This is a genomic window from Paraburkholderia graminis (assembly GCF_003330785.1).
GTDB classification, from domain to species: domain Bacteria; phylum Pseudomonadota; class Gammaproteobacteria; order Burkholderiales; family Burkholderiaceae; genus Paraburkholderia; species Paraburkholderia graminis.
The window spans coordinates 325,863-351,626 of the sequence record NZ_CP024935.1; the positions used below are offsets into that span (position 1 = coordinate 325,863).

General features: G+C 63.5%; 25 protein-coding genes. 14 read left to right on the plus strand and 11 right to left on the minus strand.

What is annotated here, in order from left to right; translation table 11 throughout:
* The first annotated feature begins 122 nt into the window (after nucleotides 1–122).
* Both CUJ91_RS19635 and CUJ91_RS19640 read left to right on the plus strand, forming a co-directional pair.
* On the plus strand, nucleotides 123–368 hold the full coding sequence (locus tag CUJ91_RS19635; protein ID WP_006049205.1) for a hypothetical protein: 246 nt from the start codon (nucleotides 123–125) through the stop codon (nucleotides 366–368).
* 23 nt (nucleotides 369–391) lie between these two features.
* The gene (locus CUJ91_RS19640) at nucleotides 392–1,198 is read left to right on the plus strand and encodes an exodeoxyribonuclease III (protein WP_029966467.1); all 807 of its coding nucleotides are present in this window, start codon (nucleotides 392–394) and stop codon (nucleotides 1,196–1,198) included.
* Here the strand turns inward: CUJ91_RS19640 and motB are convergent.
* Together motB and motA are read right to left on the minus strand one after the other, a co-directional pair.
* The gene (motB, locus tag CUJ91_RS19645) at nucleotides 1,195–2,181 is read right to left on the minus strand and encodes a flagellar motor protein MotB (RefSeq protein WP_114156909.1); all 987 of its coding nucleotides are present in this window, start codon (nucleotides 2,179–2,181) and stop codon (nucleotides 1,195–1,197) included. The two genes, CUJ91_RS19640 and motB, sit on opposite strands and share 4 nt — an antisense overlap.
* Complete coding sequence (motA, locus tag CUJ91_RS19650; RefSeq protein ID WP_029966464.1) at nucleotides 2,181–3,065, minus strand: flagellar motor stator protein MotA; 885 nt, start codon at nucleotides 3,063–3,065, stop codon at nucleotides 2,181–2,183. Before motA ends, motB begins: the two co-directional genes overlap by 1 nt.
* A gap of 288 nt (nucleotides 3,066–3,353) precedes the next feature.
* Here motA and CUJ91_RS19655 point away from each other — a divergent pair, with 288 nt between their 5' ends.
* The gene (locus tag CUJ91_RS19655) at nucleotides 3,354–4,766 is read left to right on the plus strand and encodes a DUF2252 domain-containing protein (protein WP_114157998.1); all 1,413 of its coding nucleotides are present in this window, start codon (nucleotides 3,354–3,356) and stop codon (nucleotides 4,764–4,766) included.
* 24 nt (nucleotides 4,767–4,790) lie between these two features.
* On the opposite strand, the gene CUJ91_RS19660 is transcribed toward CUJ91_RS19655, so the two are convergent.
* Nucleotides 4,791–5,657, minus strand: a complete 867-nt coding sequence (locus CUJ91_RS19660) for a polysaccharide deacetylase family protein (RefSeq protein ID WP_114157999.1) — start codon at nucleotides 5,655–5,657, stop codon at nucleotides 4,791–4,793.
* Between the two features lie 229 nt (nucleotides 5,658–5,886).
* On the opposite strand from CUJ91_RS19660, the gene CUJ91_RS19665 reads away from it, so the two are divergent.
* From CUJ91_RS19665 to CUJ91_RS19685, 5 genes are all read left to right on the plus strand, one after another.
* Nucleotides 5,887–6,651 carry an SDR family oxidoreductase gene (locus CUJ91_RS19665; RefSeq protein ID WP_006049211.1) on the plus strand — a complete coding sequence of 255 codons (765 nt, stop codon included), beginning with the start codon at nucleotides 5,887–5,889 and terminating at the stop codon, nucleotides 6,649–6,651.
* A gap of 7 nt (nucleotides 6,652–6,658) precedes the next feature.
* A complete protein-coding gene (locus tag CUJ91_RS19670; protein ID WP_114156910.1) occupies nucleotides 6,659–7,555 on the plus strand; it encodes an NAD-dependent protein deacetylase in 897 nt (298 codons plus the stop codon).
* Between the two features lie 64 nt (nucleotides 7,556–7,619).
* The gene (locus CUJ91_RS19675) at nucleotides 7,620–8,258 is read left to right on the plus strand and encodes a DUF938 domain-containing protein (protein ID WP_114156911.1); all 639 of its coding nucleotides are present in this window, start codon (nucleotides 7,620–7,622) and stop codon (nucleotides 8,256–8,258) included.
* Nucleotides 8,259–8,472: 214 nt separating this feature from the next.
* Complete coding sequence (gndA, locus tag CUJ91_RS19680) at nucleotides 8,473–9,882, plus strand: NADP-dependent phosphogluconate dehydrogenase (protein ID WP_053859541.1); 1,410 nt, start codon at nucleotides 8,473–8,475, stop codon at nucleotides 9,880–9,882.
* Nucleotides 9,883–10,184: 302 nt separating this feature from the next.
* Entirely contained in the window at nucleotides 10,185–10,511 is a 327-nt protein-coding gene (locus CUJ91_RS19685; protein WP_006049215.1) for a DUF4148 domain-containing protein, read from the plus strand.
* Nucleotides 10,512–10,673: 162 nt separating this feature from the next.
* Here CUJ91_RS19685 and CUJ91_RS19690 read toward each other — a convergent pair whose 3' ends face one another.
* Both CUJ91_RS19690 and CUJ91_RS19695 read right to left on the minus strand, forming a co-directional pair.
* Nucleotides 10,674–11,477, minus strand: a complete 804-nt coding sequence (locus tag CUJ91_RS19690; RefSeq protein ID WP_114156912.1) for a DUF2968 domain-containing protein — start codon at nucleotides 11,475–11,477, stop codon at nucleotides 10,674–10,676.
* A 186-nt stretch (nucleotides 11,478–11,663) separates the two neighbouring features.
* Complete coding sequence (locus CUJ91_RS19695; RefSeq protein WP_029966453.1) at nucleotides 11,664–11,981, minus strand: hypothetical protein; 318 nt, start codon at nucleotides 11,979–11,981, stop codon at nucleotides 11,664–11,666.
* A gap of 285 nt (nucleotides 11,982–12,266) precedes the next feature.
* On the opposite strand from CUJ91_RS19695, the gene CUJ91_RS19700 reads away from it, so the two are divergent.
* The 3 genes from CUJ91_RS19700 (at nucleotide 12,267) to ltaE (ending at nucleotide 14,684) form a co-directional block, all read left to right on the plus strand.
* A complete protein-coding gene (locus CUJ91_RS19700; protein WP_053859540.1) occupies nucleotides 12,267–12,578 on the plus strand; it encodes a cupin domain-containing protein in 312 nt (103 codons plus the stop codon).
* 92 nt (nucleotides 12,579–12,670) lie between these two features.
* Nucleotides 12,671–13,474, plus strand: coding sequence for a peptidoglycan DD-metalloendopeptidase family protein (locus tag CUJ91_RS19705; RefSeq protein WP_114158000.1), 804 nt, complete (start codon nucleotides 12,671–12,673; stop codon nucleotides 13,472–13,474).
* A gap of 202 nt (nucleotides 13,475–13,676) precedes the next feature.
* Nucleotides 13,677–14,684 (plus strand): low-specificity L-threonine aldolase, encoded by a 1,008-nt coding sequence (gene ltaE, locus CUJ91_RS19710; protein ID WP_114156913.1) that lies wholly within the window; start codon nucleotides 13,677–13,679, stop codon nucleotides 14,682–14,684.
* Nucleotides 14,685–14,730: 46 nt separating this feature from the next.
* Here ltaE and CUJ91_RS19715 read toward each other — a convergent pair whose 3' ends face one another.
* The gene (locus tag CUJ91_RS19715) at nucleotides 14,731–16,098 is read right to left on the minus strand and encodes an MFS transporter (protein ID WP_029966445.1); all 1,368 of its coding nucleotides are present in this window, start codon (nucleotides 16,096–16,098) and stop codon (nucleotides 14,731–14,733) included.
* Nucleotides 16,099–16,894: 796 nt separating this feature from the next.
* Between CUJ91_RS19715 and CUJ91_RS19720 the strand changes: the two genes are divergently transcribed.
* Nucleotides 16,895–19,348, plus strand: coding sequence for a glycogen/starch/alpha-glucan phosphorylase (locus tag CUJ91_RS19720; RefSeq protein ID WP_029966441.1), 2,454 nt, complete (start codon nucleotides 16,895–16,897; stop codon nucleotides 19,346–19,348).
* Between the two features lie 289 nt (nucleotides 19,349–19,637).
* Here CUJ91_RS19720 and CUJ91_RS19725 read toward each other — a convergent pair whose 3' ends face one another.
* The 4 genes from CUJ91_RS19725 to CUJ91_RS19740 form a co-directional block, all read right to left on the minus strand.
* Complete coding sequence (locus CUJ91_RS19725) at nucleotides 19,638–20,426, minus strand: hypothetical protein (RefSeq protein WP_114156914.1); 789 nt, start codon at nucleotides 20,424–20,426, stop codon at nucleotides 19,638–19,640.
* Nucleotides 20,427–20,436: 10 nt separating this feature from the next.
* Nucleotides 20,437–21,141 carry a M35 family metalloendopeptidase gene (locus CUJ91_RS19730; protein ID WP_114158001.1) on the minus strand — a complete coding sequence of 235 codons (705 nt, stop codon included), beginning with the start codon at nucleotides 21,139–21,141 and terminating at the stop codon, nucleotides 20,437–20,439.
* 125 nt (nucleotides 21,142–21,266) lie between these two features.
* Complete coding sequence (locus CUJ91_RS19735) at nucleotides 21,267–22,382, minus strand: hypothetical protein (protein ID WP_114156915.1); 1,116 nt, start codon at nucleotides 22,380–22,382, stop codon at nucleotides 21,267–21,269.
* Between the two features lie 274 nt (nucleotides 22,383–22,656).
* Entirely contained in the window at nucleotides 22,657–23,058 is a 402-nt protein-coding gene (locus CUJ91_RS19740) for a DUF6232 family protein (RefSeq protein ID WP_006049230.1), read from the minus strand.
* 173 nt (nucleotides 23,059–23,231) lie between these two features.
* Between CUJ91_RS19740 and CUJ91_RS19745 the strand changes: the two genes are divergently transcribed.
* Nucleotides 23,232–23,546, plus strand: coding sequence for a hypothetical protein (locus CUJ91_RS19745; protein ID WP_114156916.1), 315 nt, complete (start codon nucleotides 23,232–23,234; stop codon nucleotides 23,544–23,546).
* Between the two features lie 11 nt (nucleotides 23,547–23,557).
* Here the strand turns inward: CUJ91_RS19745 and CUJ91_RS19750 are convergent, their stop codons facing one another.
* Complete coding sequence (locus CUJ91_RS19750; RefSeq protein ID WP_029966428.1) at nucleotides 23,558–24,529, minus strand: LysR family transcriptional regulator; 972 nt, start codon at nucleotides 24,527–24,529, stop codon at nucleotides 23,558–23,560.
* Between the two features lie 100 nt (nucleotides 24,530–24,629).
* Here CUJ91_RS19750 and CUJ91_RS19755 point away from each other — a divergent pair, with 100 nt between their 5' ends.
* Nucleotides 24,630–25,703: an ABC transporter ATP-binding protein gene (locus tag CUJ91_RS19755; protein ID WP_029966427.1), complete on the plus strand. Its 1,074-nt coding sequence runs from the start codon at nucleotides 24,630–24,632 to the stop codon at nucleotides 25,701–25,703.
* Nucleotides 25,704–25,764 lie beyond the last annotated feature (61 nt).

Here is a 25,764-nt window from a genome sequence, read left to right on the forward strand (position 1 = left end):
GGGTCCACTCACTCGCGTGACGCGGCGCGGCCCCGCGTCGCGCGTGTGAGCGCCGCATTGAATCTGCAGCGGGTACGAGCGATGCTACGGGTGATCGGCATCAAGCGTTCAGAGGACAACCGATGCAGTTCGACTACAGGCATTTTCATATCGATTGCCGGGCACGCCATGCGGACGAAGGCGTCTACTACGCGCGTGCCAGAATCACGCATATCCCGCGGAAAAACGAGCATTTCCGTTCGCACGATTCCGGCGACATCGACGCCTTCTCGAACGAAGCGGATGCGATCTCGTGCGCGCGATCGTGGGCGATCGAATGGTGCGATGAAGCGGCGTCGCAGGTGTCGAGCGAGGCCTCGTCGGAATAACTTGCGTGCAGGGAGGACATACTGTGGCGACGCTGCGCATTGCGACGTTCAACATCAATGGAATCCGCTCGCGTCAGGCCGCGTTGCTGCAATGGCTCGAGCGCGAGGCGCCGGACATTGTCTGTCTGCAGGAATTGAAGGCGGCGGACAGCGCGTTCCCCGCCGATGCCGTGCGCGACGCCGGATACCACGCGATCTGGCATGGCCAGAGCGCGTGGAACGGCGTGGCGATTCTGTCGAAGGGCGAAGCGCCGCTCGAAAGCCGCCGCGGCTTGCCGGGCTTCGAGGCCGACACGCATAGCCGCTATCTCGAAGTGGCCGTCGACGGATTGCTCGTGTGCTGTCTCTATCTGCCGAACGGGAATCCGCAGCCCGGTCCCAAGTTCGAATACAAGCTGAAGTGGTTCGACCATCTGATCGACCACGCGGCGAATCTGCTCAAGAGCGGGCATCCGGTCGTGCTGGCCGGCGACTTCAACGTCGTGCCCACCGATGAAGACATCTACAATCCGCGCTCATGGCTGAAAGACGCGCTATTGCAGCCGGAAAGCCGCGAACGTTATCGGCGCCTGCTCGCGCAAGGCTGGACAGATTCGTTGCGCACGCATTTTGGCGATGAGCGCGTCTATACCTTCTGGGATTATTTTCGCCGTCATTGGGACACCAACTCGGGCTTGCGCATCGATCACATCTTGCTGAGCCCGGATCTCGCACCGCGTTTGCGCGACGCGGGCGTGGATCGCTGGGTGCGCGGCGAGCCGCACGCGAGCGACCACGCGCCGACATGGGTCGAACTGGATATGAGCGCCAGGCGGCGCAAAACGCGCTAGCGAACTATCGTCGCGCCCGGAGCAAGGTGTGTGCGCGCCGCGACTGCGGGAATCGCCGAGCTGGCCGGCGTGCTCTCGTCGATCGACGTACGGCCGCCATCGTGGAAAAACGCCTGCTCCGCGGCCTTGTTCATCACGAGAATGCTGATGCGCCGGTTGGTCGGTTCATCGACGACATTGCTGTTAAGCGGCAGCACGTCCGCGAGGCCGCGCACCTGCAACAACTTTTCGGCATGCATGCCGCCCGAAACCAGCGCGCGCCGCGCCGCGTTCGCGCGTTCTGACGACAACTCCCAGTTCGAATAGCCGACGGGGCCGCCGGTGTACGGCACGGCATCCGTGTGGCCCGCGATTGAAATGCGGTTCTCGACGTCGTTGAGCGCCGCTCCGATCTGCGTGAGTATCGCGACCGCGTAAGTTTGCAGACGCGGACTGCCGGACGCGAACATCGGCCGGTTCTGCGAATCGACGATCTCGATGCGCAAGCCTTCGTTCGTGATCGAGATGCGGATCTGATCCTTGAACGCCTTTAGCGTTGGGCTTTGCTCGATCAGCGAAATGAGCTTTTCCTTGAGTTGCTGCAAGCGTGCCGCGTCCGCGGGCGCCACCGTCGGCACGACGTTGACAGGCGTGGCCGCTTCGATCTGGGTCTTCTTGCCGTCGCCGGGACGCGTATCGGAGATGTCGCGCCCGCCGCCTTGCACCACGCTCGGCCGCGCGGCGGCCGTGCCTTCACTGCCGCCGAGCAGGCTCGAGAGCGGCGTGTTGAAGTAATCCTCGATGCCTTGCTTGTCGAACTTCGACGTGGAGCCGAGCAGCCACATGAGCAGGAAGAACGCCATCATCGCGGTGACGAAGTCGGCATACGCGATCTTCCATGCGCCGCCGTGATGGCCGCCGTGGTCGTCACTCTTCTTCGAGCGACGCACGATGATCGGCGGCGGCGCCTCGTCTTCCGAGCCGCGTGAACGTCGTTGCGTCATTACGCTGCTCCGCTTGCGGCCGGCTTCGGCGTCTTGGTGGCGCGCACCGCGTCGTCGAGTTCCTGGAAGCTCGGGCGGTCGGCGGTGAACAGCACCTTGCGTCCGAATTCCACGGCGATGGGCGGCGCATAGCCGGACAACGACGCGAGCAGCACGGCCTTCACGCATTGAAACGGCTTGGCTTCGGCGCGGCCTTTCGCGTTCAGCAGATCGGCAAGCGGCCCGATAAAACCATACGCGAGAAGAATGCCGAGGAACGTGCCGACCAGCGCGCCGGCGATCATCTCGCCGAGCACCGCGGGCGGCGCGCCGACCGAACCCATCGTGTGGACCACGCCCATCACCGCGGCGACGATGCCGAATGCGGGCAGGCCGTCGGCCATCTTCTGAATCGCGTTCGCGGCCACCGACGCTTCCGCGTGATGCGTGGCCAGTTCTTCATCCATCAGGTCCTGCACTTCGAGCACGTTGACGTTGCCGCCCGACATCATGCGCAAATAGTCGACGATGAAATCGAGCAGATGATGATCGGAGAGCACATGCGGATACTTCTGGAAAATCACGCTTTCTTCGGGCGCGAAGACGTCGGCTTCGAGCGACATCATGCCTTCCTTGCGCGCTTTCTGGAGCAGCTCGTAAAGCAGCGCGATCAATTCCAGATACTTTTCTTTCGTATAGCCGCCGCCCTTGAAGCATGACGGAATCGCCTTCAGCGTCTTCTTCAACGTCGAGGTCGGATTACTGACGACAAACGCGCCAATCGCCGCGCCGAAAATGCATAGCAATTCAAACGGTTGAATCAGCGCCGGCAAATGGCCGCCCACGCCAATGAAGCTCCCTATGACGGAGCCGATCACCAATAACCAGCCAATTGCGACAAACATATTCTCTCCGTTATCTTGCGCGCCGCACGTCGTCCCGGAAGACGTCCTTTTTCAAGGACGCTGCGTGCGTCACTGAATTTCCGCATGTACTGGTAAACGGCTCGAAAGGCTATTGCTGAAGTGTTCGAACGAGTCAAAGCGGAAAAATAGAAGGGCGTGCGAGTCGCGTATGCGGCATCGGTAAAAAGCGCCCTCACTTTTTTACCGATTGCTCTGCTAGCATGCAATGCGACCGGCGTCAGGTCTCTCGAACGGAAGTGAACCTTCACAAGAAGAACGGAGATGAGCATGAAAGCCAGCACCATTGCCGACCGTGAGGCGCGTGGCCGTGCCGCCCGCGAAAAATCGAAGCGCTCGAGTCACCGGACAGTAGGCGAGTTGCGCCGCGATCCGATCGAGTTGCTGAAGGAGAGCAGCGAAGGCCGCGTGCGCAATCTCGTGCCGCTGCGTTATGGGCGCATGGCTGCATCGCCGTTCACGTTCTTTCGCGGCACCGCGCTGTTGCAGGCTCACGATCTCAGCAAGGTTCACGACACGGGCTTGACGATGCCCATCTGCGGAGACGGGCACTTGATGAACTTCGGCGGCTTCGCGACGCCCGAGCGTCAGCTTGTGTTCGACCTGAACGATTTCGACGAAGTGTCGGTCGGCCCATTCGAATGGGATCTGAAACGCCTCACCGCGAGTCTCGTGATCGCGGCGCGTCATATGCGCCTGAGCCGCGGCGCGGCGGAAGATCTGGTGATGACGGCGGTCAACGAATATCGCAATCGCATGGCGCAATACGCGCAATGCGGCGCGCTCGAACTCTGGTACGAGCGCATCACATTCGAGCGCATGGCCGAGACGGCGCTCACGCCGGAACGGCGTCGCGCCGTGCGCCGCGGCATGGAGAAGGCGGCGAGCCGCACGCACGAAAGTCTGTTCGAAAGAATGGCCGGGCATGACGGCGAGCGCTGGGTGATTCGCGATGCGCCGCCCGCGCTCTTTCATGTGCTCGGCGCGAACACGCTCTTCACCGCCGAGGAAACCGAAGAGCTAAAAGGCCCGCGCGGAGGCAACATGCTGGACGGCATGTGGAGCGACTACCTGAAGACGATGTCGCACGATCGGCGCGAACTGCTCGCTCATTTCAGCGTGCAGGACATCGTGTTCAAGGTGGTGGGCGTGGGCAGCGTCGGCACACGCTGCACGGCCGTGCTGCTCGTCGACCCGATGAGCAAGCCGCTCTTCATGCAGATCAAGGAAGCGAGGCCGTCGGTCGTCGCGCGCTATTTCAAGTCGCCGCCGGCCAGGCATCAGGGCGAGCGCGTCGTGCAAGGCCAGCGCATGTTGCAGGCCGCAAGCGACATCTTTCTCGGCTGGGCGACGAGTCCGCTCGGGCGGCATTACTACTTCCGTCAATTGCGCGACATGAAGCTGTCGGCGAGCATCGAGCTATTCGATAGCGACCTGCTGACCGGTTACGCGCAACTGTGCGGCTGGGTGATGGCGCGAGCGCATGCAAAGGCGAGCGGCCAGGCGATCGAGGTCAGCGCGTATATCGGTCGCGGCGATCAGTTCGCAGAGGCGCTGACAACGTATGCAACGACGTACGCGGACCAGGTTGAGCGCGACTACGACGCTTTCGTCAAGGCGTGCCGCAGCGGGGCGCTAGAAGCACGCTCGGACGAAGACATGGCGGCGGATTTCCGCATGTGATGCTGATGGCCGTGAAGCCGCGCATCAACCGTCGATGCGCGCTTCGCGCAGCGTGACGAAGCGCAGTTTCTGTTTGCGCGCGGCTTCGGCGACACCCGGCAGCACCGCAAGAATCAGCGGTTTGCCGTCGACGGTGAGCGCGGCGTTGCCGTCGTGCAGCAGCAGAATGTCGCGTGCCGCGAGGCCGTCGAGCAGCCGCCTCGCGACCACTTGCGGATCGCGTTCGCGCGTGTCGTAGCCGCGCCGCGTCCACGCCGCGAGCCGCAGATCGAGCTTGCGCAGCACCGGTTCGAGAAAGATGTTGCGCAAGCCGGCCGGCGCGCGAAAAAACATCGGACGCTCGCCGCTGAGTTCTTCGAACGTGCGTTGCGCGGCGTCGATCTCGCGCAACAGCGCCCCAGGCAGCGTGACGGAAAACGTATGCACGTGGACCTGCGAATGATTTTCCAGCGCATGACCGCGCGCGACGATCTCGCGTGCGAGTTGCGGATAACGCCGCGCCTTCTCTCCGATGCAAAAGAAGGTTGCGTGCACGCCTAACGCGTCGAGCAGATCGAGCACTTGCGGCGTGACGACCGGATCGGGGCCATCGTCGATGGTCAAGGCGATGGCGTCCGCGTTGCGCGCGCCGGCGGGCAGGCGCGTCCAGTTCGGACCGAGCAGCGACGTGCGCGGCAGCAGACCGGCCACCGTGAAAACAGCGTGATTCGCGAAGATCGCTGCGAGCCACCACGGCCATGCGCGCGGCGCGACGAGCCACGCGGCCAGCACCAGCACGTGCCATGCGGCGGTCGCGGTGAGCATCGCGGGATAGCCGGTTTCGGGCCAGCGGCGCAGCCGTGCCGCGCGAGCGTCATGCGGCGTGTCGTGGGGCGTGGAGAGTGGATTCATAAAACGTGCTTCCGGTAATTGCGCGGCTTGATCAGGCGCCGCGAAGGCGCCGCGCGCAACGTCGAACGATACCATTGATGCGCGAGCCGCCGCGACCGCGGACAGGAACGGCAATGAAAGCGCGGCGTCAGGGCAATGCGCTCGCGTCGCGGGCATTTGTGATCGACCCTGCGCTGCGGTAACGTACGAGGCAGTGGCGCCTCGCCGCCGGCAAACAGGGAGACATGTTGTGACAGTGACGGGAATCAGAAAGGTAGCTTTGGTAACGGGCGCGGGCAGCGGCATCGGCCGCGCATGCGCGCTGCGCCTCGCGGAGCACGGCTATAGCGTGGTGCTCGCCGGCCGTCGACGGGCGGCGCTCGAAGCCGTGGTCGAAGCGGCGCACGCGCTCGGCGGCGAAGCGCTCGCCGTGCCCTGCGACGTGACCGACGCGGACAGCGTCGCCGCCTTGTTCGACACGATCCGCGAGCGCTATGGCCGGCTCGACGTGCTGTTCAACAACGCGGGCCGCAACGGCTCGCCGGTGGACATCGACGAACTCGCCATCGACGAATGGCGCTCGGTGGTCGACACGAATCTGACCGGCGTGTTTCTCTGCACGCGCGCCGCGTTCGGTCTGATGAAAACGCAGAATCCGCGCGGCGGGCGCATCGTCAATAACGGTTCGATTTCGGCGCATGCGCCGCGGCCCAACAGCATTGCCTACACGGCGACCAAGCACGCGATCACCGGTCTCACGAAAGCCGTGTCGCTCGACGGCCGCAAGTACGACATCGTCTGCGGTCAGATCGACATCGGCAATGCGGCAACGGAGATGGCCGAGCGCATGGCGCGCGGCATCCCGCAGGCGAACGGCGAGATCGCGGTCGAACCGTTGATGGACGTCCAGCATGTCGCCGACGCCGTGCTGCATATGGCGCAGTTGCCGCTGTCCGTGAACGTGCAGTTCATGACGATCATGGCGAGCAAGATGCCGTTCGTCGGACGCGGTTGAAGGCGTCATGAGCGATCTTCGTTCCGCGCCTGTTGAGTCGTCCCAAGCGCTTGAAGCGCTCGAAGCCGTTAGCGCATCGCACACGCTCGACGACCTTCACGACTTCGTGCAACGTTACCCGCGCCTGTTCGTGCTGACCGGCGCGGGCATCAGCACGGACTCCGGCATTCCGGGCTATCGCGACCACAACGGCGAATGGAAGCGTTCGCCGCCCATCACGCTGCAGGAGTTCCTCGGCGACGATGCGATGCGCCGGCGCTACTGGGCGCGCAGCATGGTCGGCTGGCCGGTCGTCGCGCAGGCGCAGCCGAACGCCGCGCATACGGCGCTGGCGCGTCTCGAAGCCGCCGGTCATGTGCCGACGCTCGTCACGCAAAACGTCGACGGCTTGCATCAGCGCGCAGGCAGCCGCCAGGTGATCGAGTTGCATGGCGGAATCGACGGCGTTATTTGCCTGGATTGCGGAACGCAGCATTCGCGCGCATCGATCCAGCAGACGCTCGAAGCGGACAACCCCGCGCTGCGCAGCGTCACCGCCGAAGCCGCCGCCGATGGCGACGCGCATCTCGAATGGCACGCGCTCGAGACGTTTCGCGTGCCGGCGTGCGCGAATTGCGGCGGTTTGCTGAAACCGGCGGTGGTGTTCTTCGGCGAAAGCGTGCCGCGCGAGCGCGTGGAAGCGGCGTCGCATGCGCTCGATGCCGCGGACGCGGTGCTCGTGGTCGGGTCGTCGCTCATGGTCTATTCCGGTTACCGCTTCTGCTTATGGGCGCAAAAGCAGCGCAAGCCGATCGCCGCAATCAATCTCGGGCGCACGCGCGCCGATCCGCTTTTGTCGCTGAAAATCGCGGCGCCGTGCGCCGATATGCTGACCGCTCTGGCCGGCCGCCTCGCGGTAGATTGAGCGGCGCACGCCAACGCCTACGCTATCGAGCCAACGCCATTCATTCAATGGAAACGCCATCCTCATGACCGAACCTCTTCCGTCGATGCGGCAACATTCGCCGTCCGCCGAACGCAACCGCGAACCGATACTCGCGGTGTTGCGCACGGTGCTGCCCGCCACGGGCCGCGTGCTGGAAATCGCGAGCGGCACCGGTCAGCACGCGCTCTGCTTTGCCGGCGCGCTGCCCGGCCTCGACTGGCAACCGAGCGACGCCGACGCGGAAGCGCGCGAGTCGATTGCCGCATGGATCGCAGAGGACGCGCCGCCCAACCTGCGCGCGCCGCTCGCGCTCGACGTGCATCAGCCGGAGTGGGACGTCGGCGCGCTGGACGCCGTCGTGTGCATCAACATGATCCACATTTCGCCGTGGAGCGCCGCGCAGGCGTTATTCGCAGGCGCGAGCCGTTATCTCGTGGATGGCGGTGTACTGTATCTGTACGGTCCGTACAAACGCGGCGGCGCGCACACCGCGCCGAGCAACGAAGCTTTCGATCGCCAATTGCGAAGCCGCGATCCTTCGTGGGGCGTGCGCGATATGGAGGCGGTCGTGGCGCTCGGGGCATCGGCGGGATTTGAATGCGACGAGCCGATCGCGATGCCGGCCAATAATTTCAGCCTCGTATTCAGGAAGCGCGCCGCGCAAGCCGGCCAGGCACGGTGACTGCGCGCAATCGGCGCGATCCGTCACAGCGGCGGGAGCGGCGGGAGCGGCCGAAAGCGCGGCCAAAGCGAACCCAAAGCGAACCCAAAGCGCGCCGTTGCTTGCCCGATAACAAGCGGCGAACCGGCATTTCTTTTATGCTTTCACCCTCGACGTCCGGCCGACGTTCATTCCGGCGCGGCGTCACGACACTTTTGGACACTGGAGAATTCACATGGGCAAACAGGCAATCGGCGTAGTGGGGCTAGCGGTCATGGGCCGCAACCTGGCGCTCAACATCGAGAGCCGCGGCCACGCGGTGTCGGTCTACAACCGTAGCCGTGAAAAGACCGACGAACTCATCGCCGAATATCCGGACAAGAAGCTGGTGCCGGCGTTCACGCTCGAAGAGTTCGTCGAATCGCTCGAAAAGCCGCGCCGCATTCTGCTCATGGTGAAGGCAGGCGAGCCGACCGACGCCACCATCGCATCGCTCAAGCCGCTGCTGGAGAAGGGCGACATTCTGATCGACGGCGGCAATACGCATTTCACGGACACAATTCGCCGCAATCAGGAACTGGCGAAGGCCGGTCTGCATTTCATCGGCACCGGCGTGTCGGGCGGCGAGGAAGGCGCGCTGAAAGGCCCGTCGATCATGCCGGGCGGTCAGCGCGACGCTTACGATCTGGTCGCACCGATTCTCACCGAAATCGCCGCGAAAGCGCCGGACGGCGAGCCGTGCGTCGCCTACATGGGCCCGGACGGCGCCGGCCACTTCGTGAAGATGGTGCACAACGGCATCGAATACGGCGACATGCAACTGATCGCGGAAAGCTACGCGGTGCTCAAGCAGGTGGCCGGCCTGTCGAACGAAGAACTCGGCAAGGTCTATACCGAATGGAATCAGGGCGAGCTCGACAGCTATCTGATCGAAATCACGTCGAAGATCTTCAGCAAGAAGGACGAAGAAACCGGCAAGGATCTCGTCGACGTGATTCTGGATCGCGCGGCGCAGAAGGGCACCGGCAAGTGGACGAGCCAGAACGCGCTCGACCTCGGCGCGCCGCTGCCGCTGATCACGGAAGCCGTGTTCGCGCGCGTGCTGTCGTCGCTGAAAAGTCAGCGCGTGGCCGCGAGCAAGGTGCTGGACGGCCCGAAGGCGAAGCCGCTCGGCGCCGAGCGCGAGGCGTTCATCGAGTCAGTGCGCCGTGCGCTCTACTTCAGCAAGGTCATTTCGTACGCGCAAGGTTTCGCGCAACTGCGCGCGGCGTCGGAAGAGTACAAGTGGGACCTGGACTTCGGCACGATCGCGAAAATTTTCCGCGCCGGCTGTATCATCCGCGCCCGCTTCCTGCAGAAGATCACGGACGCCTACACGAAAGACAAGGCGATCGCCAATCTGCTGCTCGATCCGTACTTCCGCGACATCGCAAGCAACTACCAGACGGCGTTGCGCGAAGTGGTGGTCGCGGCGATCAATGCGGGCGTGCCGGTGCCGGCTTTCGCGTCGGCGATTGCGTATTTCGACGCTTATCGCTCGGAGCGTCTGCCCGCGAACCTCGTCCAGGCGCAGCGCGACTTCTTCGGCGCGCATACGTTCGAGCGCGTCGACAAGCCGGGTAGCTTCCACGCGAACTGGAGCTGAACCTGCGGGCCGATGGAACGGCGCGGACGGCTTGAATCGCTTGAAACGCGCCGCCGCGCGCGCTTGCTGTAAGGGCGCACGCGGCGGCGCAGCGTTTGAATTCGCTGTGCCGCTATTGTTGCCGCAGGCTATCGACGGGATAGATCAGCGGCAATTTCAGACGCGGACTATTGCAATTTGCGGAATAGAGTTTCGTCGTTTTAGGGGTTTCCCCTAGATGACCGGCCTCCTAAACTTCTGTTCAAGCGCAAGGGACAACAAACCCGGAAGCGCATCACAACAAGTTCTGGAGGTTTTACATCATGAAGACGATCATCTCTGCCGCTGTTATCGCCGCCGCTCTGGCCGCTCCCGTTGCTTCGTTTGCTCAATCGAACCAGCCGGTCACGCGCGCTCAAGTCCGCGCCGAACTGGTCCAGCTCGAAAAGGCAGGCTACAACCCGGTCGGCGATCATGTCGACTACCCGGCAAACCTGCAAGCTGCTCAAACGCGTGTGAACGCTGCGAACGGCACCGCCCAAGCTTCGGCTCAAGTCGCCGACAGCGGCTACGGCGCACCGATCGCCGGCAGCTCGCAAGCAGGCCGCGCAGTCACGACGGATCGCAGCTCGGTTTATTTCGGCAACTAATTGCCGGGTTGGACGAAGCGCCGCCGGCTGTAGAGGCGCTTAAGCAAAAAAACGCCGCCAGGTTTTCCGCCTGGCGGCGTTTGCCGTTTACCGGTTCCTCAGCGCGCGATCCGCGTGGGCGCTTGGTAAACCGCCAAGACCAAAACCGCCCAATCCGCCGATTCAACGAGTCGGCAAGTGCGGAATCGCTTCGTTGCTCGTCAGGTTGAGTTGGTGCATCTGCCGATGCGCCTTGTTCAGATGCGCCTGCGCCGCAACACGTTGCGCCTCCAGTTGCGACACTTCCTTGCGCACCTGATGCTGCCGGTTCGACGCCGCCTGTTCCTGCACGCTGCGTCGCTGCAGATCGCTGCGCAGCCGTTCCGCTTCGGCTTCCGAGCGCGCGATCATGCGGGCCAACTGCTCGTTCTGCGCCTCGAGTTGCGCGCGGCGCGTTTCGCAATCGGAGAGCCGGGTCGCCTGGTCCTCGAAATGACGGAACGCGGCTTCGGCGGCTTCGAGATCCGCCGCTTTCAGCGCGCGCCACAACGCGCCGTCCTGATACAGCGCGACGTAGTACACCAGTTCCTTGCCGTGAAACAGCAGGCTGACGGAGTAGGCAAAGCTGCGGAACACGCGAAACGGCGTGAGCGCTTCTTCTTCGGCGAGCCATTCGACTTCGGCCGTATTGGCCATCTGCACGCCGCGCGCGCTGACCTGCGAGGGCACCGTCTGCACGGGCCGCAAGGCCAGCACCGGGCGCGGCCCGCTGCGGGCCACGGCGGCGTGTGCCGCATTGGAACCCGCGCCGGAGCCAGGATTCGGCGCAAGACCGTCATCCGATGACGACTCCGCGGACGCCAGATTCGGCGATGCGTCGTCGTGCGCGTCAGTGGGCGAATCGGATGCGGCGGGATGGCTCTGCGGGACCCTCACGACATGCGATGGACCGGTCAGCACGCTACGGCGGTTCAGGAGACTTTTCACGGCGGTTCCTCCAGTTGACTCGCCCGAAACGACCAGACGACGCCGGCAATCAAGCGTTCCGGCTAACTGGCGGATTGGGCGGTGAGCGAAATGCGGAAGCCCGGTAGCGTAGGCCGATGGATGACGCAGGTTCCATCGGGCTCGCCGGGCTGCGCGTCGACGCGGACTTCGCGTGCGAGCGCAGCCTCAATGCAGCGTGCGTTGCCGGCCGATGTCGTCGAATAGCGCGCGGCTCGGTTCGAGCGCGAGCAGCCATGATTCGTCGTAGCCGCTGAGATTGTCGAGCGCCTCGCGCAGCCGCTCGATCGCGACGGCGGGAATCTCGACGCGCGCCTCGACGCCGCTCGCGAGTCCGGCGATGCTCGCAAGCTGCACGAGCGCGTCGGCCGCTTCGGCGACGTCGGCGGCGAAAATCAGATGCATGTTCAGCAACTCGGCCAGTCCCGGCGACGCGGCGACGTCGTCGACGCTGAGTTGCACGGCCAGAAAGGTGGCGTTGTTCATCCTCAACTCCTTGCGGGACCCGGTCGTTTGCGCCTGCGCCACGCAGGCGCAGCAAAGTTGAGTATAGATGAGGGTCCAAAGGTTTCAATGCTCACACGATTGCGCCGAACGGGGCGCGGTATCGGCGAGACGCGTGCGCGACGCGACTTATAATGGCCGTTCGAAATCGCGGCGCTGGCAGTGGCTCACAGCGGCTCGGGCGGCTGCCGCGTCGGGCTCGAACATCGAACCGCGGCTGAACAGCGGCTGAATCCGCGCCGTCCTTTAACCCGTGCCCTTGGGACCATGAAGATCATTCGCAGCAGGAGCTTCACCGCGACGCGCGCCTGGGGCGCGCTCGACATCGCCAATATGGGCGGCATCACCACGCGTTTGCATTGGACCGATCAGCCGTACAAGTGGCACGTCAACGACGGCGAGGAGGTGTTCGCCGTGCTGGACGGCCGCGTCGAGATGCGCTATCGCGAAGATGGCGTCGAACAGGCGGCGATTCTGGAAACGGGCGATGTGTTCTACGCATCGGTCGGCACCGAGCATGTCGCGCATCCGCTTGGCGCCGCGCGGATTCTCGTGGTCGAGGCCGAGGGCAGCGTTTGAGTGCCGCGGGATCAGCGGCACGCGGAATGCTAGAGGCATCGATTGAAGTCGATCGAATCACAAGATTGAATCAAAAAATGTCGAGGAAAATCATGACGAGACCAAGGCAATCGACGGGGACTTCATCGGTCGCGACCCGTCTGCTGGCGGCCGCCGGGCTGGCCGTGATACTCAACGGCTGCACGAGCATGCCGTGGGACAGCACGCCGTTCTACGGCAACAACCAGGCGCGACCGACCACGCTCAGCACGGTGCCCGTGCCGGCCGGTTTCTACCGCGTCAATCAGGGCGATACGCTCGCCGGCATCGCATCCGCATACGGGCATAGGCCGCAGGACCTCGCGACCTGGAACGGCCTGCCGGTGAACGCGGCTGTCGCGCCCGGACAGGTGCTGCGCGTCGCTCCGCCGATGGCCTCCGGCAGCGTCGTCGCGCCGCCCGCGAGCGTCGCGCCGAATGCGGGTGCGGGTGCGGGTCCAGGCGGCCAGACGGCGCCGGGTGCGACTGCCTCCGCCGGACCGCAGCAAGGCGTGCTGCAATGGCCGCTGCGCGGCCCGGTTCTGAAGACGTTTGCGCCGGGCAAGTCGAACGGCATCGTGATCGGCGGACGTCCCGGCGATCCGGTCAAGGCGGCCGCCACCGGCCGCGTGGTTTATGCGGGTTCGGGCATCGAGGCGTATGGCCCGCTCATCATCATCAAGCATGACGACTCGCTGATCACCGCGTATGGGCAGAACAGCACGCTGCTCGTGAAGGAAGGCGATGCGGTCGCGCAAGGGCAGACCATCGGCGAAGTCGGGGTGGACGGCCGCGGCGTCGGCTCCGTCCAGTTCGAGGTCCGCCAGAACGGGCAGCCGGTCGATCCGCTCGCTTGGCTGCCGAAGCCGGGCGGCTGAGCAAGCCCGGGCCGGGCTGACCTGCGGCGGCGCGCGCTCGCGCTCACGCGGCTCTGCGAGCGCCGTGCAAATTGAATACACTGTGTGGCTCACAAGCCGGCGCCCGATCCGTGCTTCTCGCCACGGCGAGCAGCATGAGCAATACGAGCGGCGCCGGCCGCCCGTCATGGCTTCTCACTCGAAAGACGCACTGGGACACACAATGATCGATCTGCGCAGCGATACCGTAACCCGTCCGACTCCGGCGATGCTCGCGGCCATGTCGGCCGCCGAAACAGGCGACGACGTCTGGGGCGACGACCCCACCGTGCTGCGTCTGCAAGCCACACTCGCCGAACGCACTGGCAAGGAAGCGGGCCTGTTCTTCCCGAGCGGCACGCAAAGCAACCTCGCGGCGTTGATGGCGCATTGCGCGCGCGGCGACGAATACATCGTCGGCCAGTTGGCGCACACGTACAAATACGAGGGCGGCGGCGCGGCGGTGCTCGGCAGCATCCAGCCGCAGCCGCTCGAAAATGCCCCTGACGGCTCGATTCCGCTCGAGAAAATCGCCGCCGCGATCAAGCCGATCGATAACCACTTCGCGCGTACCCGGTTGCTGGCGCTGGAAAACACGATCGGCGGAAAGGTGCTGCCGGAGACCTATGTCGCGCAAGCCGTTCAGCTCGCGCGCCAACATGGTTTGTCGGCTCATCTCGACGGCGCGCGCGTGTTCAACGCGGCGGTTGCGTCGGGCAAGCCGGTCGCGGCTTTGTGCGAGCCGTTCGATTCGGTGTCGATCTGTTTTTCGAAGGGACTGGGCGCGCCGGTCGGCTCGGTGCTGGTCGGCAGCCGCGCGCTCATTGACGTCGCGCACCGCTGGCGCAAGGTGCTCGGCGGCGGCATGCGTCAGGCCGGCGTGCTCGCGGCGGCCTGCCTGTACGCGCTCGATCACAACGTCGAGCGTCTCGCCGACGACCACGCGAACGCCGCGCATCTGGCAGCGGGGCTCGAAACGATTGGTCAGGTGAAGGTCCAGTCGGTGGCGACCAACATGGTGTTCGCGCAGTTGCCGCAGCAGCATTGCGCGCCGCTCGAAGCGTGGCTCAAGGAGCGCGGCATCCTCACGCAGATGCTCTACGCATCGCGCTTCGTCACGCACAAGGACGTGTCGCGCGCCGACATCGACACGTTTATCGCGGCGGTGAAGGACTATTTCGCCGCGCGTTGATTGTGCCGGGGCGCGCATAGGCTGAACGCCTGCCGCGCGCCCGTTTCTATTTCGCCGACGTTTTCACATGCACGCCCGCGCGATGCGACGGCGCCAGAAGCCGCAAACCGCTCGCGAGGCTCGCCGCGCCGGCAAAAAAAGCGCCGGCGCCGAGCGCGAGCGTCGGGCCATGCCGGCCCGCCACGCTGAAGCTCAACGCGACTAGCGCCGCGCCCGTGGTCTGCCCGAGCAGCCGCGCGGTCGCGACGATGCCGCTCGCGCCGCCGCTGCGCTCGGGTGGCGCGCTCGCCATCAGCGCTTTCAGATTCGGCGATTGAAAAAAGCCGAAACCCGCGCCGCAAATCGCCATGCGGATGCCGATATCGAACACATGCGGGTGCACCGGCAACAGCGCGAGCGACGCCATGCCCGCCGACATCACCGCGAGCCCGATCGCGCCCAGCAGGCCGGGCGGATAGCGATCCGACAGACTGCCCGCAAGCGGCGCGGCCAACGCGACGACAACCGGCCACGGCGTCATCAGAAAGCCGGTTTCCACCTGGCTGCGATGCAGCACATCCTCGAAATAAAACGGCAGCGACACGAACGCGAGCCCTTGCGCGGCGAACGAACAGACCGCCGTCACCGCCGACAGCGCGAACACCGGCCGCTTGAACAGATCGACGGGAAGCATCGGCGCGGGGTGGCCGGCTTCGCGGCGAATCAGCAGCGCGCCGAAGACGAGTGCGATCACCGCGGCGCCCAGCACGAGTTGCGTCGACGCGCGCTGCGCGCCTTCGCCGAGCGCGAAGATCAGGGCGGCGAACGTGATGACGTTCAGTAGCGCGGCGACCGGATCGAAACCGTGCGTGCCGCGCTCAGTGTGCGGCAGCGCGGGCCACGCGAAAGCCAGCGCGAGCACGCCGAGCGGCACGTTGACCGCGAACAGCCACGGCCACGAGGCAACCGAGAGAATCAGCGACGCCACCGTCGGGCCGACCGCGAACGATACGCCGACGATCAGCGCATTGGTGCCGAGGCCGCGTCCGAGCCGATGCGGCGGATACAGGAAGCGGATCAGCGCGGTGTTCACGCTCATGATCGCGCTCGCGCCGAGGCCTTGCAGCACGCGCGCGCCGGCGAGCATGGGCAGGGTCGGCGCCAGCGAACATGCGAGCGAAGCCAGCGTGAACAGCGCAATGCCGCCGATATAAATCCGCCGATGCCCGACGATGTCCCCAAGCGCGGCGAGCGGCAGCAGCGTCGCGACCATCGCGAGCTGGTATGCGTTGATGATCCACACCGATGCCGCGGGCGCCGCGTGCAGATCCGCGGCGATCGCGGGCAGCGCCGTGTTGGCGATCGCGGTGTCGAGCGTGGCGAGCGCGACGGCGAGCATGATCGCGGCCATCGCGCGGCGGTTGGCGGCGGACATGGGGGCATCCGCGGGAAAGGGCGGTGCGGATGCGGCGCTGAGTCTATCGGACACGGGTTGCTCGTCGGAGATAGGCACGTCGACGCGCCGCATATCGGCGATGCGGCGCGCGAGGGGCAAGACCAGGTGAACAGCAGGAGCGCGGGCCGGCCGGAGGAACGACCAAACGGGACCAAGGCACCGCGCGGCGAATGTAGCGATTGTTACAGAGACGCGGAAATCGTGCAGAGCCGCGCATGGGTCGTAAGCCGTATGAAATCCAGTGCAGACGCAACTAACTGTCAGCCCCGTCGGGCGTCTTCGAATCGGTGGGCGCCGGCGCTCACGCGTTACGCACGGCGAAGAATGTTGATGCGCTCGATCGCTTGACAGTTACATCGCCTGGCAGATGAAGCCGCGATTCGATCACATTGCCACTTCGGATCCTCGCGTGCTCGTGCCCTCGTGCCCGCGTCAAAAAAATAATCGCAAGTGTCACGCGATCCACGTCGCATGATGTCACGCTCGCGTTGCCCGCCTTCACACTTTGACATCACCGTCGATAACAGCCCGATGCACGCGCGCAGTGCCCAACAGCGCGCGCGTTGCACCGCGCGCGTGCGTCAAAGCGGGCGTTCCGACAGATAGCCGCGCGCGCAGGCGGGCATGGCATGTGCGTGACCCGCACCCGCGCTCGCCGGCATCCGGGAGTCGTAAAATGTCCTACTCTGATTCTTAACCCGCCTGACCGGCACGCGCCTCCCGTCCGTCATCTGTGCGGTTCGCGCATGTCGCAGCGCTTTTACCGGAGGCTTCGATGACAGCCGTCGATCTGGAATTCGACCAGCTCAACAGTACCGTCGACGCGCTACGGCGCTCAATTTCCAATCGCATGATGTACGGCGTCGGCAAGGACGCCGTCACCGCGCATCCGCATGACTGGCTGCATGCCGCGGCGCTTGCCGTGCGCGACCGGCTCGTCGCGCGCTGGATGAAAACCACGCGCCTGCAATACGAACAGGACGTGAAGCGCGTTTACTACCTGTCGATGGAATTCCTGATCGGCCGGACCTTCACGAATGCGTTGCTCGCGCTCGGCATCCACGATCAGATGAAGGAAGCGCTCGCGAGTCTCGGCGTCGACATGGACGCGCTGACCGACATCGAGCCCGACGCCGCGCTCGGCAACGGCGGCCTCGGCCGGCTGGCCGCATGCTTTCTCGATTCGATGGCCACGCTCGGTATTCCGGGCTTCGGTTACGGCATCCGTTATGAATACGGGATGTTCCGTCAGGAGATCGTCGATGGCGAGCAGGTCGAGGCGCCGGACTACTGGCTGCGCGCAGGCAATCCGTGGGAATTTCCGCGACCCGAGATCAAGTACACCGTGCATTTCGGCGGACGCACCGTGCAACGCGGCGATCAGGTCGAATGGATCGACACCGAGCATGTGAACGCCACTGCTTACGACACGGTGATTCCAGGCTACGCGACCGACGCCACCAACACGCTGCGCCTGTGGTCCGCGCGCGCCACCGACGAGCTCGACCTCGGCGCGTTCAACCGCGGCGACTATCGCAATGCGGTGGACACGAAGAACATGTCGGAGAACGTATCGCGGCTGCTGTATCCGGACGACTCCACGCCGGCCGGCCGCGAACTGCGTTTGCGGCAGGAGTACTTCTTCGTTTCGGCGACCATGCAGGATCTGATCCGCCGCTATCAGCGCACGCACAGCACGTTCGGGCGCTTTTCCGAAAAGGTCGCGGTGCATCTGAACGATACGCACCCGGTGCTGGCGATTCCCGAACTGATGCGCTTGCTCGTGGACGTGCATCATCTGCCGTGGGACAAGGCGTGGAAACACGTCACGCAAATTTTCTCGTACACGAATCACACGTTGATGCCCGAGGCGCTCGAAACGTGGGACGTCGAAATGCTGTCGCGTTTGTTGCCGCGGCATCTCGAGATCATCTTCGAGATCAATGCCGGTTTTCTCAAGCATGTGAGCGAGCAGTCGGGTCACGACGCGGAGATGATCCGCCGCATTTCTCTTGTCGATGAATACGGACAGCGGCGCGTGCGCATGGCGTATCTGGCGATTGTCGCGAGCCACAAGGTGAATGGCGTGTCGAAGCTGCATTCGCAACTGATGACGCGCGACATCTTCGCCGACTTCGCGCGCATTTATCCGGACCGCTTCACGAATGTGACGAACGGCATTACGCCGCGGCGCTGGTTATCGCAGGCGAGTCCGTCGCTGTCGTCGCTGATCGATCAGAAGATCGGCACGCATTGGCGCGGCAATCTGTTCGAACTCGCGCAATTGCGCGAACTGCGTAGCGATAGTGAGTTCATCGAAGCATTTCGCGAGGCCAAGCGGCAGAACAAGTTGCGGCTCGTGCAGCGGCTCGCGCATCATACGAAGCTGCATTTCAATCCCGATGCGCTGTTCGATTTGCAGGTGAAGCGCATCCACGAATACAAGCGGCAATTGCTGAACGTGCTGCATGTGATCGTGCGCTACAACCAGATTCGCGCGAATCCGGAGCGCGACTGGGTGCCGCGCGTGGTGATGTTCGCGGGCAAGGCTGCGTCCGCTTACCGGATGGCGAAGACGATCATCAAACTGATCGGCGATGTGAGTCAGAAGGTCAATCACGATCCGCTGATTGGCGACCGTCTCAAGGTGGTGTTCGTGCCGAACTACGGCGTGAGCGTGGCGGAACTGATCATTCCGGCCGCCGATTTGTCCGAGCAGATTTCGATGGCCGGCACGGAAGCATCGGGCACCGGCAACATGAAGCTCGCGCTCAACGGGGCATTGACGATCGGCACGATGGACGGCGCGAACATCGAAATCTGCGACGCGGTGGGCCGCGAGAATATTTTCATCTTCGGCCATACCGCGGACGAGGTGGACGATCTGCGCGCGAGCGGCTACCGTCCGCGCGAAGTGTACGAGCAGAACGCCGAATTGCGCATGGCGCTCGACCAGATTCGCGGCGGCTACTTCTCACCCGATGACCCGCTGCGCTTCTCGGATATTTTCCACACGCTGGTGGATTGGGGCGATCACTACATGGTGCTCGCCGATTTCGCGGCGTTCGCGAAGGCGCAAAACGAAGTGGACGCGCGTTTCGTCGACAAGCGCGCGTGGACCGAAAGCGCGATTGAGAATGTCGCGGGCATGGGGCAGTTTTCGTCGGATCGGACGATCGCTGAGTATGCTCGGGAGATATGGCGGGTGAATCCGCTTAGTTTGGGGTGAGGGGGGGTTGGTTGGGCGCGGGTTGTGGGTTGCGCGTGCGGCAGAGAAGGAGGCCGGGCGAAGGGCGGCTTATACGGTGCGTCAGCGATTCTATGGCCGGAGCTAGCGTTGTCATTGAGATTTTTCGGGTGCATCGCTAGATCGAACGGTGAAACCTGGCCCTTTCTCCCGCTTGATGGCAAGCACAAGATTGGGCGATGCACAGAGCACCTACCACAATCGCAGCGAAGGCTGGATGTAGTACATTCATGTTCGGCTGTTAAAGCCCCGCGGAAGCGGGGCTAGCGGATCAATAGCCGCCCGACACGCCATACCGATCCGGGTCAACCTTCATTTCGATCGTGGTGTACTCCGGGCCCAGTAACTGCATACGCGCGGTGCGGCCTTGCTCGTCCGTCATTCCGATGTATTCGCGTGCGCTGGTCGTGACGCGGTAACATATCCCCGCAAGTGGCCCGCGTTTGCCGAATCCAACGTCTCCTACTAACGTAAGCTCCTTTTCTTCTGTGTGCGGTATCCACGACTCGCTTCGGAGAATACGGCCGTTCGCAGGCTCGCGTTTGTCCCCACACGTAAAGCTAAGGCTGCCCGGCGCTGGTCCCGGTGTATTAGCCGTAATCGCATAGCTTGCGACGCCTTTAAGTTTCGGGGTGTTGCAGAGGTTCTCGCAGCCCGACGGTGGGCACTTGGGAACAAAATTAACCCCAATCTGCCATTTATCGTCTGGATCAATTCTTCCCTTATTGAGTTTTATGACTCGCTCGCTAACGAACATATCGTCCTTGCTGAGTCCCAACTGCATCAGGAATGCTGTGATGTTTTTCCGCCTGGACGCGGCAAGCTCTCTTGGATTCGTTTCCGAGTCAAACGCTGTCGCCTCGACTTCCACCGACGTGCCTTCTGTCGTCCACTCCCTCGCGGTTAAATAATGGCGAGTCAATGCCAGACGATCAATATTACTGACAGCGGCGGAGTTGCGCGGAAATTCTATGTTGTCCTGGAGAAAGATCTTGCAAGCTTGCGCTTGCAACGACACTACCGCTAGTGCGAAGCCTGCTGCATATAAGATGGATTTCATATGTGTACCGTTATTCGTCGTGTGCCAACACGTACCACGCAATACTGTCCGCGTTGTTTATCGCAAGATTGGAGTGATCGCGGGCGAACCAGGTGCAAGCCGTGCGTCCATAAGCGTTAGGATAATCAAGCGTGCCGAAGGTATCTACGAAATGGGTGCATTCGTGTACTAGTGTCAGTTGCATCGACGAAAGCTTGCCGGCCGATTTCTGCGGTAATTGGCAGAAGTTCGTATCGATAGCGATTGTGTGAGTGGCCGTATCCGGACGGCAAACGTGCGCAACCTCCCCGAGATTTTTTGTATTGGGCGTGCAACCGACCGCTCGGTCTCTGTCTGGATCTGGACGTACGAAATTCGTTGCAGTCAGCCCGGTCATCACTCGTGCAAGGGCAGTCAATCCAGTAATCAGCTTTTGGCGTATGGCGTCATCGGCCGAGCCAAACCATGCTCGTACTCGCTCCTGTGCGGAAGGGCTCCATACGGCAAGCTCGTTTCGCCGTTGTTGAATCGCTTCCAGGGCATCATCTCTTAGAGAGAGAATCGTTTGACGGAATTCTCTATCTGTCATGTTCGGGCAAATCGGAGTTGTATCGATATTCACATACACCATCGAACCGGGATTCGTATTCGTCACAGCGCTCGAATGCACCTCGAACCACTCTTCGTTTTCGCTCGTCTTGAAACCGTGTTCATTGCTTTTACCTAAATCATTCACCGCAGGTTGCTCCTGTACGGCGCTACGTTGCCGGCGCATGGGAATGAGCTCTTGGCACCACGTCGGTGAATAACAACCCACCACATCCACCGACGCACGGCCTTTTTTTACTTAAAACACCACCCTCAAGGCGTCAACTTCTCAACCGTCTCCCGCGCATAAAGCCCCAACTGAGCGTGCGGAAAATCGAACAGCACGTCGATGTTCTGCATACCCATCAGACCGATCACGATGCGGTTTGCCCCCGGTTGCGCCTTGACGATGGTGACTTGCGCGTCGTCGTAGCGATGCACCCACTTGCCCGAACCAATCGCCGCGTTGTAGTTGCCTTGAATGAGCACCTTGCCAGGGCTGTCGTCGCCGGTCCAGTTCGGCGCCGTATCGGTTTCGACGCGGATCATGCCAGTGGTTGCCGTGGCAAACACCAGCGGCGCGCAAAACGTCGTCTTGTCGCCGACATTGACGCAGCCTCGCGGCCACTGCAACGCGCCGTCCTTCGATACCGTCATCGGCACCATCGTGTAGTCCTTCGTGATCGCGCTCGACGGGCTCAGCAGCAAGTATGGTTTCGCGAAACTGGCATGCACCACATAGCGTTCGCCGATGTGGCCGACGAGCGCGCGCAGCGGTTGCGTGCAGCAGGTGTCGTCCGGTTGCGCGGCGCCCACGCCGAACAGTCCGGAGAAGGCCCAGCCGAACTCGCCGGTGTAGCCGTCCATCGCGACGCAGCGTTTGGCGTTGGCCTGGCAACTGACGGCGTCCACGGCCTGTGCGTCGACCTTTACCGCGTTCGATCCCGCGACGCTCATCGGCACTTTCACCGTGGCGCCCGAAATTTGCGCGCCGTTCGCGAGCAGCAGTGTGCTCGCCGGCGCGGCGCTCGGATAGTCCGAACCGGGCAGCACCGACTTCAGCACACGCACGCCTTGCGTGCCCGTATCGAGTGCGACGTAGACCGGCTTGCCGTCGAGTTGAACGGGCAGGCCGAGACGCGCGTGGTCTTCATCGGCACGTTCGACGTGCAGCGGAATCAGCACGCCGTCCTTGCCGCCGTTGATCAGCGAAACGCTGGAAGCGGGCGGCGTGGGCGTCGGGAAAGTGGTCGAGCAGCCGCTGAGCGCGGTGAGCGCGCCGGTCGCGAACAGCGCGGCGGCCGTCAAGCGGCGCCAATGACGATGCAGACGAAGATGCAAATGCGGATGCCGGCGCGCGGCATAACCAGTGACAGTAAGCAGGGACATTAGACACGCTCGCAAAAAGGCGGTCCCTTGCGAAGGCGATGCATGCGGCTGCTACGCACAGAGAGCGACGCATCGCGAGGCCTGCGAAAGTGAACGCGCGATAACAGGAGCGGCGACTCTAACCGGGCACCGGCGAGCACTTGCAAAGATGTGTGAAGGGAAGCGCGGCTCGATGCCGCGGCGATTTGCGTTTAGCGTGACGCCGACGCGCACATCTACCTATGCTGTCGGCCGCTTTAACAAGCCCGCGAGCGCGGGCTCAACATCGGCTTACTCAAACTTTCTGCGTGGCGGAAGCCGAAGCGGCTGCGCCCTTGGCTTCGTTCACGGCCGCGCCGACGCGCTCGACGAAGTCGCGATCGACGCTCGACAGCGCCTCGCGTTCGCCATTGGCCGTTTGCACCATCAGACGGTGCGTGACATCCTGCGTCGCCCACGTGAGCCAGCCGACCACCGCCAGCATCACGCCGCACACGATTCCCACCGGCGCGCGAAGCACGCCGCCGACAATTGCGCCGACGAGCCCCACGACCGAAATCGTAATGGGCAATACCTTGTTCTTCTGCACGGTGACGACCTTCACGCTGACGATGTCGCGCAGCGGGAAAACCTGGCCGGCGGATGAAAGCGCATTGCGGGTGACCGACACGCCGCGATCGTTGAAAGGAGTTTCCATCGAGTCGAATGCAAGCTGTTGCAAAGGGCGCAGCGTACCAGAGTTCGCGTGCGCAGGGCTTGCGCGAGATGCTGGCTTGGTTCGGAAAAGGCCCGGCCCGGAGCGCTGCAACGCCTTCCGACGAACTTCGCGCCTGCCGTTTCTGTCGAAGCAATATAGCGGGAGTTCACATCATGAAGCTGTTTTACGTCAGCGCTACTGTGGCTATCACTGCGATCTTCGCGGCCGGCTGTTCATCGACATGGCCGCCGTCCGCTGAACGAGACGCGCGACAGGTTCCACCCACTGCCGCAACCTCCACCACGCCCACCGCGCGCACCGATCAGCACGCGTCTAAGTCCAAACCGAAGCCGCCCGTACTAAGCGTCGGCGTGACCGATCCCAATACTCAATTGATTCTCCCGTGGTTCCTCGCGGATATCATCAATGCGGTCAACACGCATCAGTCTTTCGGCTCCACGCTCAATACGATGAAACAGGGACTTTGAACGAGCGGCCCTCAGCCGATAGTCACGCCGCACTCCTTCAACGCCCCACGCAACCCCAACTGCGGATACGCACTCTCCAACGTGCGCAAATCGGCACGCATCTCCTCGACGATCCAGTCGCGGACATCCGCAACAATCGGCCGCAATGGCCGGTTCGCCGGCGACACCAGGCAGCAGCGCCGACTCGTCACGATGATCTGCTCCTCGGCGGGGACCAGCGCGCGCTGCGATAGCCAGTGCGACACCACGTTCAACCAGCCAAGCGCGATGCCCTGGCCGAGCAGCGCGGCCTGCACGACGATCGCGTAGTCGTTGAAGCTGAGCATGCCCGCAACGCGCCGCCCATGCTGCTCGAACGCGCCAAAGCGGTGATGCCAGCCGCGCTCCTCGTCGTCCATCACGATGACCGTATCGCCATGCTCGCGGCCCGCCTCCGTTTGCGCCGTTTCCTGGTAGCGCGGGTTGCAAACGGGCATCAGCGTTTCGGGCATGACGAGCACGCTGTTGTCGTCGATTTCGTCGGCGTGCAGAAAGCGCATGCCGAGATCGACGTCGACCAGCGGCCCGCCGATGCGCCCCGAAATGAGCTGAAACCTCAGATCAATCGACGGAAACGCCTGGTTCAGGCGACTCATGCGCGGCATCAGCCAATGCGTCGTAAAGCCGGTCGACACCGACAGCGTGACCGACTCGACGCCCGTGGCGCGCGCCTCGATCTCGCGTATCGCGCTCTCTATGCCGTTGAATCCTTCGGAGATCTTGCGATAGAGAATGCGCCCGTTCTCCGTCAACTCGATGCCGCCGCGTACGCGCTCGAAAAGGCGCACTCCGATGTGGTCTTCCATGCGCGCGAGCATGCGGCTCACGGCGGGTTGGCTCACATAGAGTTCCTGCGCGGCGCGCGTGAAGTTGCCGCAGCGCGCGGCGGCTTCGAAGACGAACAGCGCATTCGCGCTCGGCAATTTTTTGCGTAGATTCGGCATGACTTCATGTTATGCCCGATCCAACAATTTGGGAATTGCCGCCAAAAAGTTTGCCACCTATATTTTCCCTAACGCAGCCCCTTTAGCGAGAAAAAACGCAATGGACGCACGAGCGAAAACAGGAGTCTCGATCCGGTCGGCAGGCAAGCGCTATGGTCCGGTGGTCGCGCTGGACGACGTTTCGCTCGACATCGCGCCCGGCGAGTTCGTGTCGCTGCTAGGGCCGTCGGGCTCCGGCAAGACGACGCTGCTCGGCATCCTCGGCGGCTTTGTTCAGCCGAGTTCGGGCGCGGTCTGGGTCGGCGAGAATGACATTACATTTGCGCCGCCGCATAAACGCAATATCGGCATCGTGTTCCAGAACTACGCGCTGTTTCCGCACATGACGGTCGGCGAGAACGTGGCATTCCCGCTGCGCGCGCGCCGTGAGCCGAAAGCGGGCTGGGCGAAAAAAGTAGCCGACGCACTCGCGATGGTCGAACTGAGCGGCTTCGAGGCGCGCAACATCAGCCAGCTTTCGGGCGGCCAGCGTCAGCGCGTCGCGCTCGCCAGAGCGATGGTGTTCGAGCCGCAACTCATCCTGATGGACGAACCGCTGTCCGCGCTCGACAAGCAATTGCGCGAGACGATGCAGATCGAGCTGCGGCGTTTGCACCGCAAGCTCGGCGCGACGATCGTCTACGTGACGCACGATCAGCGCGAGGCGCTCACCATGAGCGACCGCGTCGCGGTGCTGAAGAACGGCAAGCTCGTGCAGATCGATACGCCGGAGCGTCTGTACGACCGGCCTTGCGATGCGTTCGTCGCGAGCTTCATCGGCGAGGCGACGCTGCTCGACGTGAGCCGCGCCGGCGACGACGCCGTGCGGCTCGGCGACGCGCTGCTGCGCACCGCGCATCCGTTGCCGCGCGGCGAGCGTCTGCTGCTTGCCGTGCAAACCGAAAAGCTCGTGATCGACGGCGGTTCTGCCGAAGGCGCCAACCGGCTGTCGTGCCGCGTGACCGAAGTGCTGTATCAGGGCGAGAGTTTGCGCGTGTTCGCCGCGCTCGCCGACGGCACGTCGATCAGCTTGCGCCAACCCGGCAATCACGACGCGCGACGCCGCATTCCATCGCCGGGCGAGCCTATGACGGTGTTGCTCGATCCGCAGGACACCATCGTCGTGCCCGCCTGATTCTTCTCGCGCCCGCCCGGGCTTACCTCTTGCGCAATTCACGCAACCCTCACAACCCGCA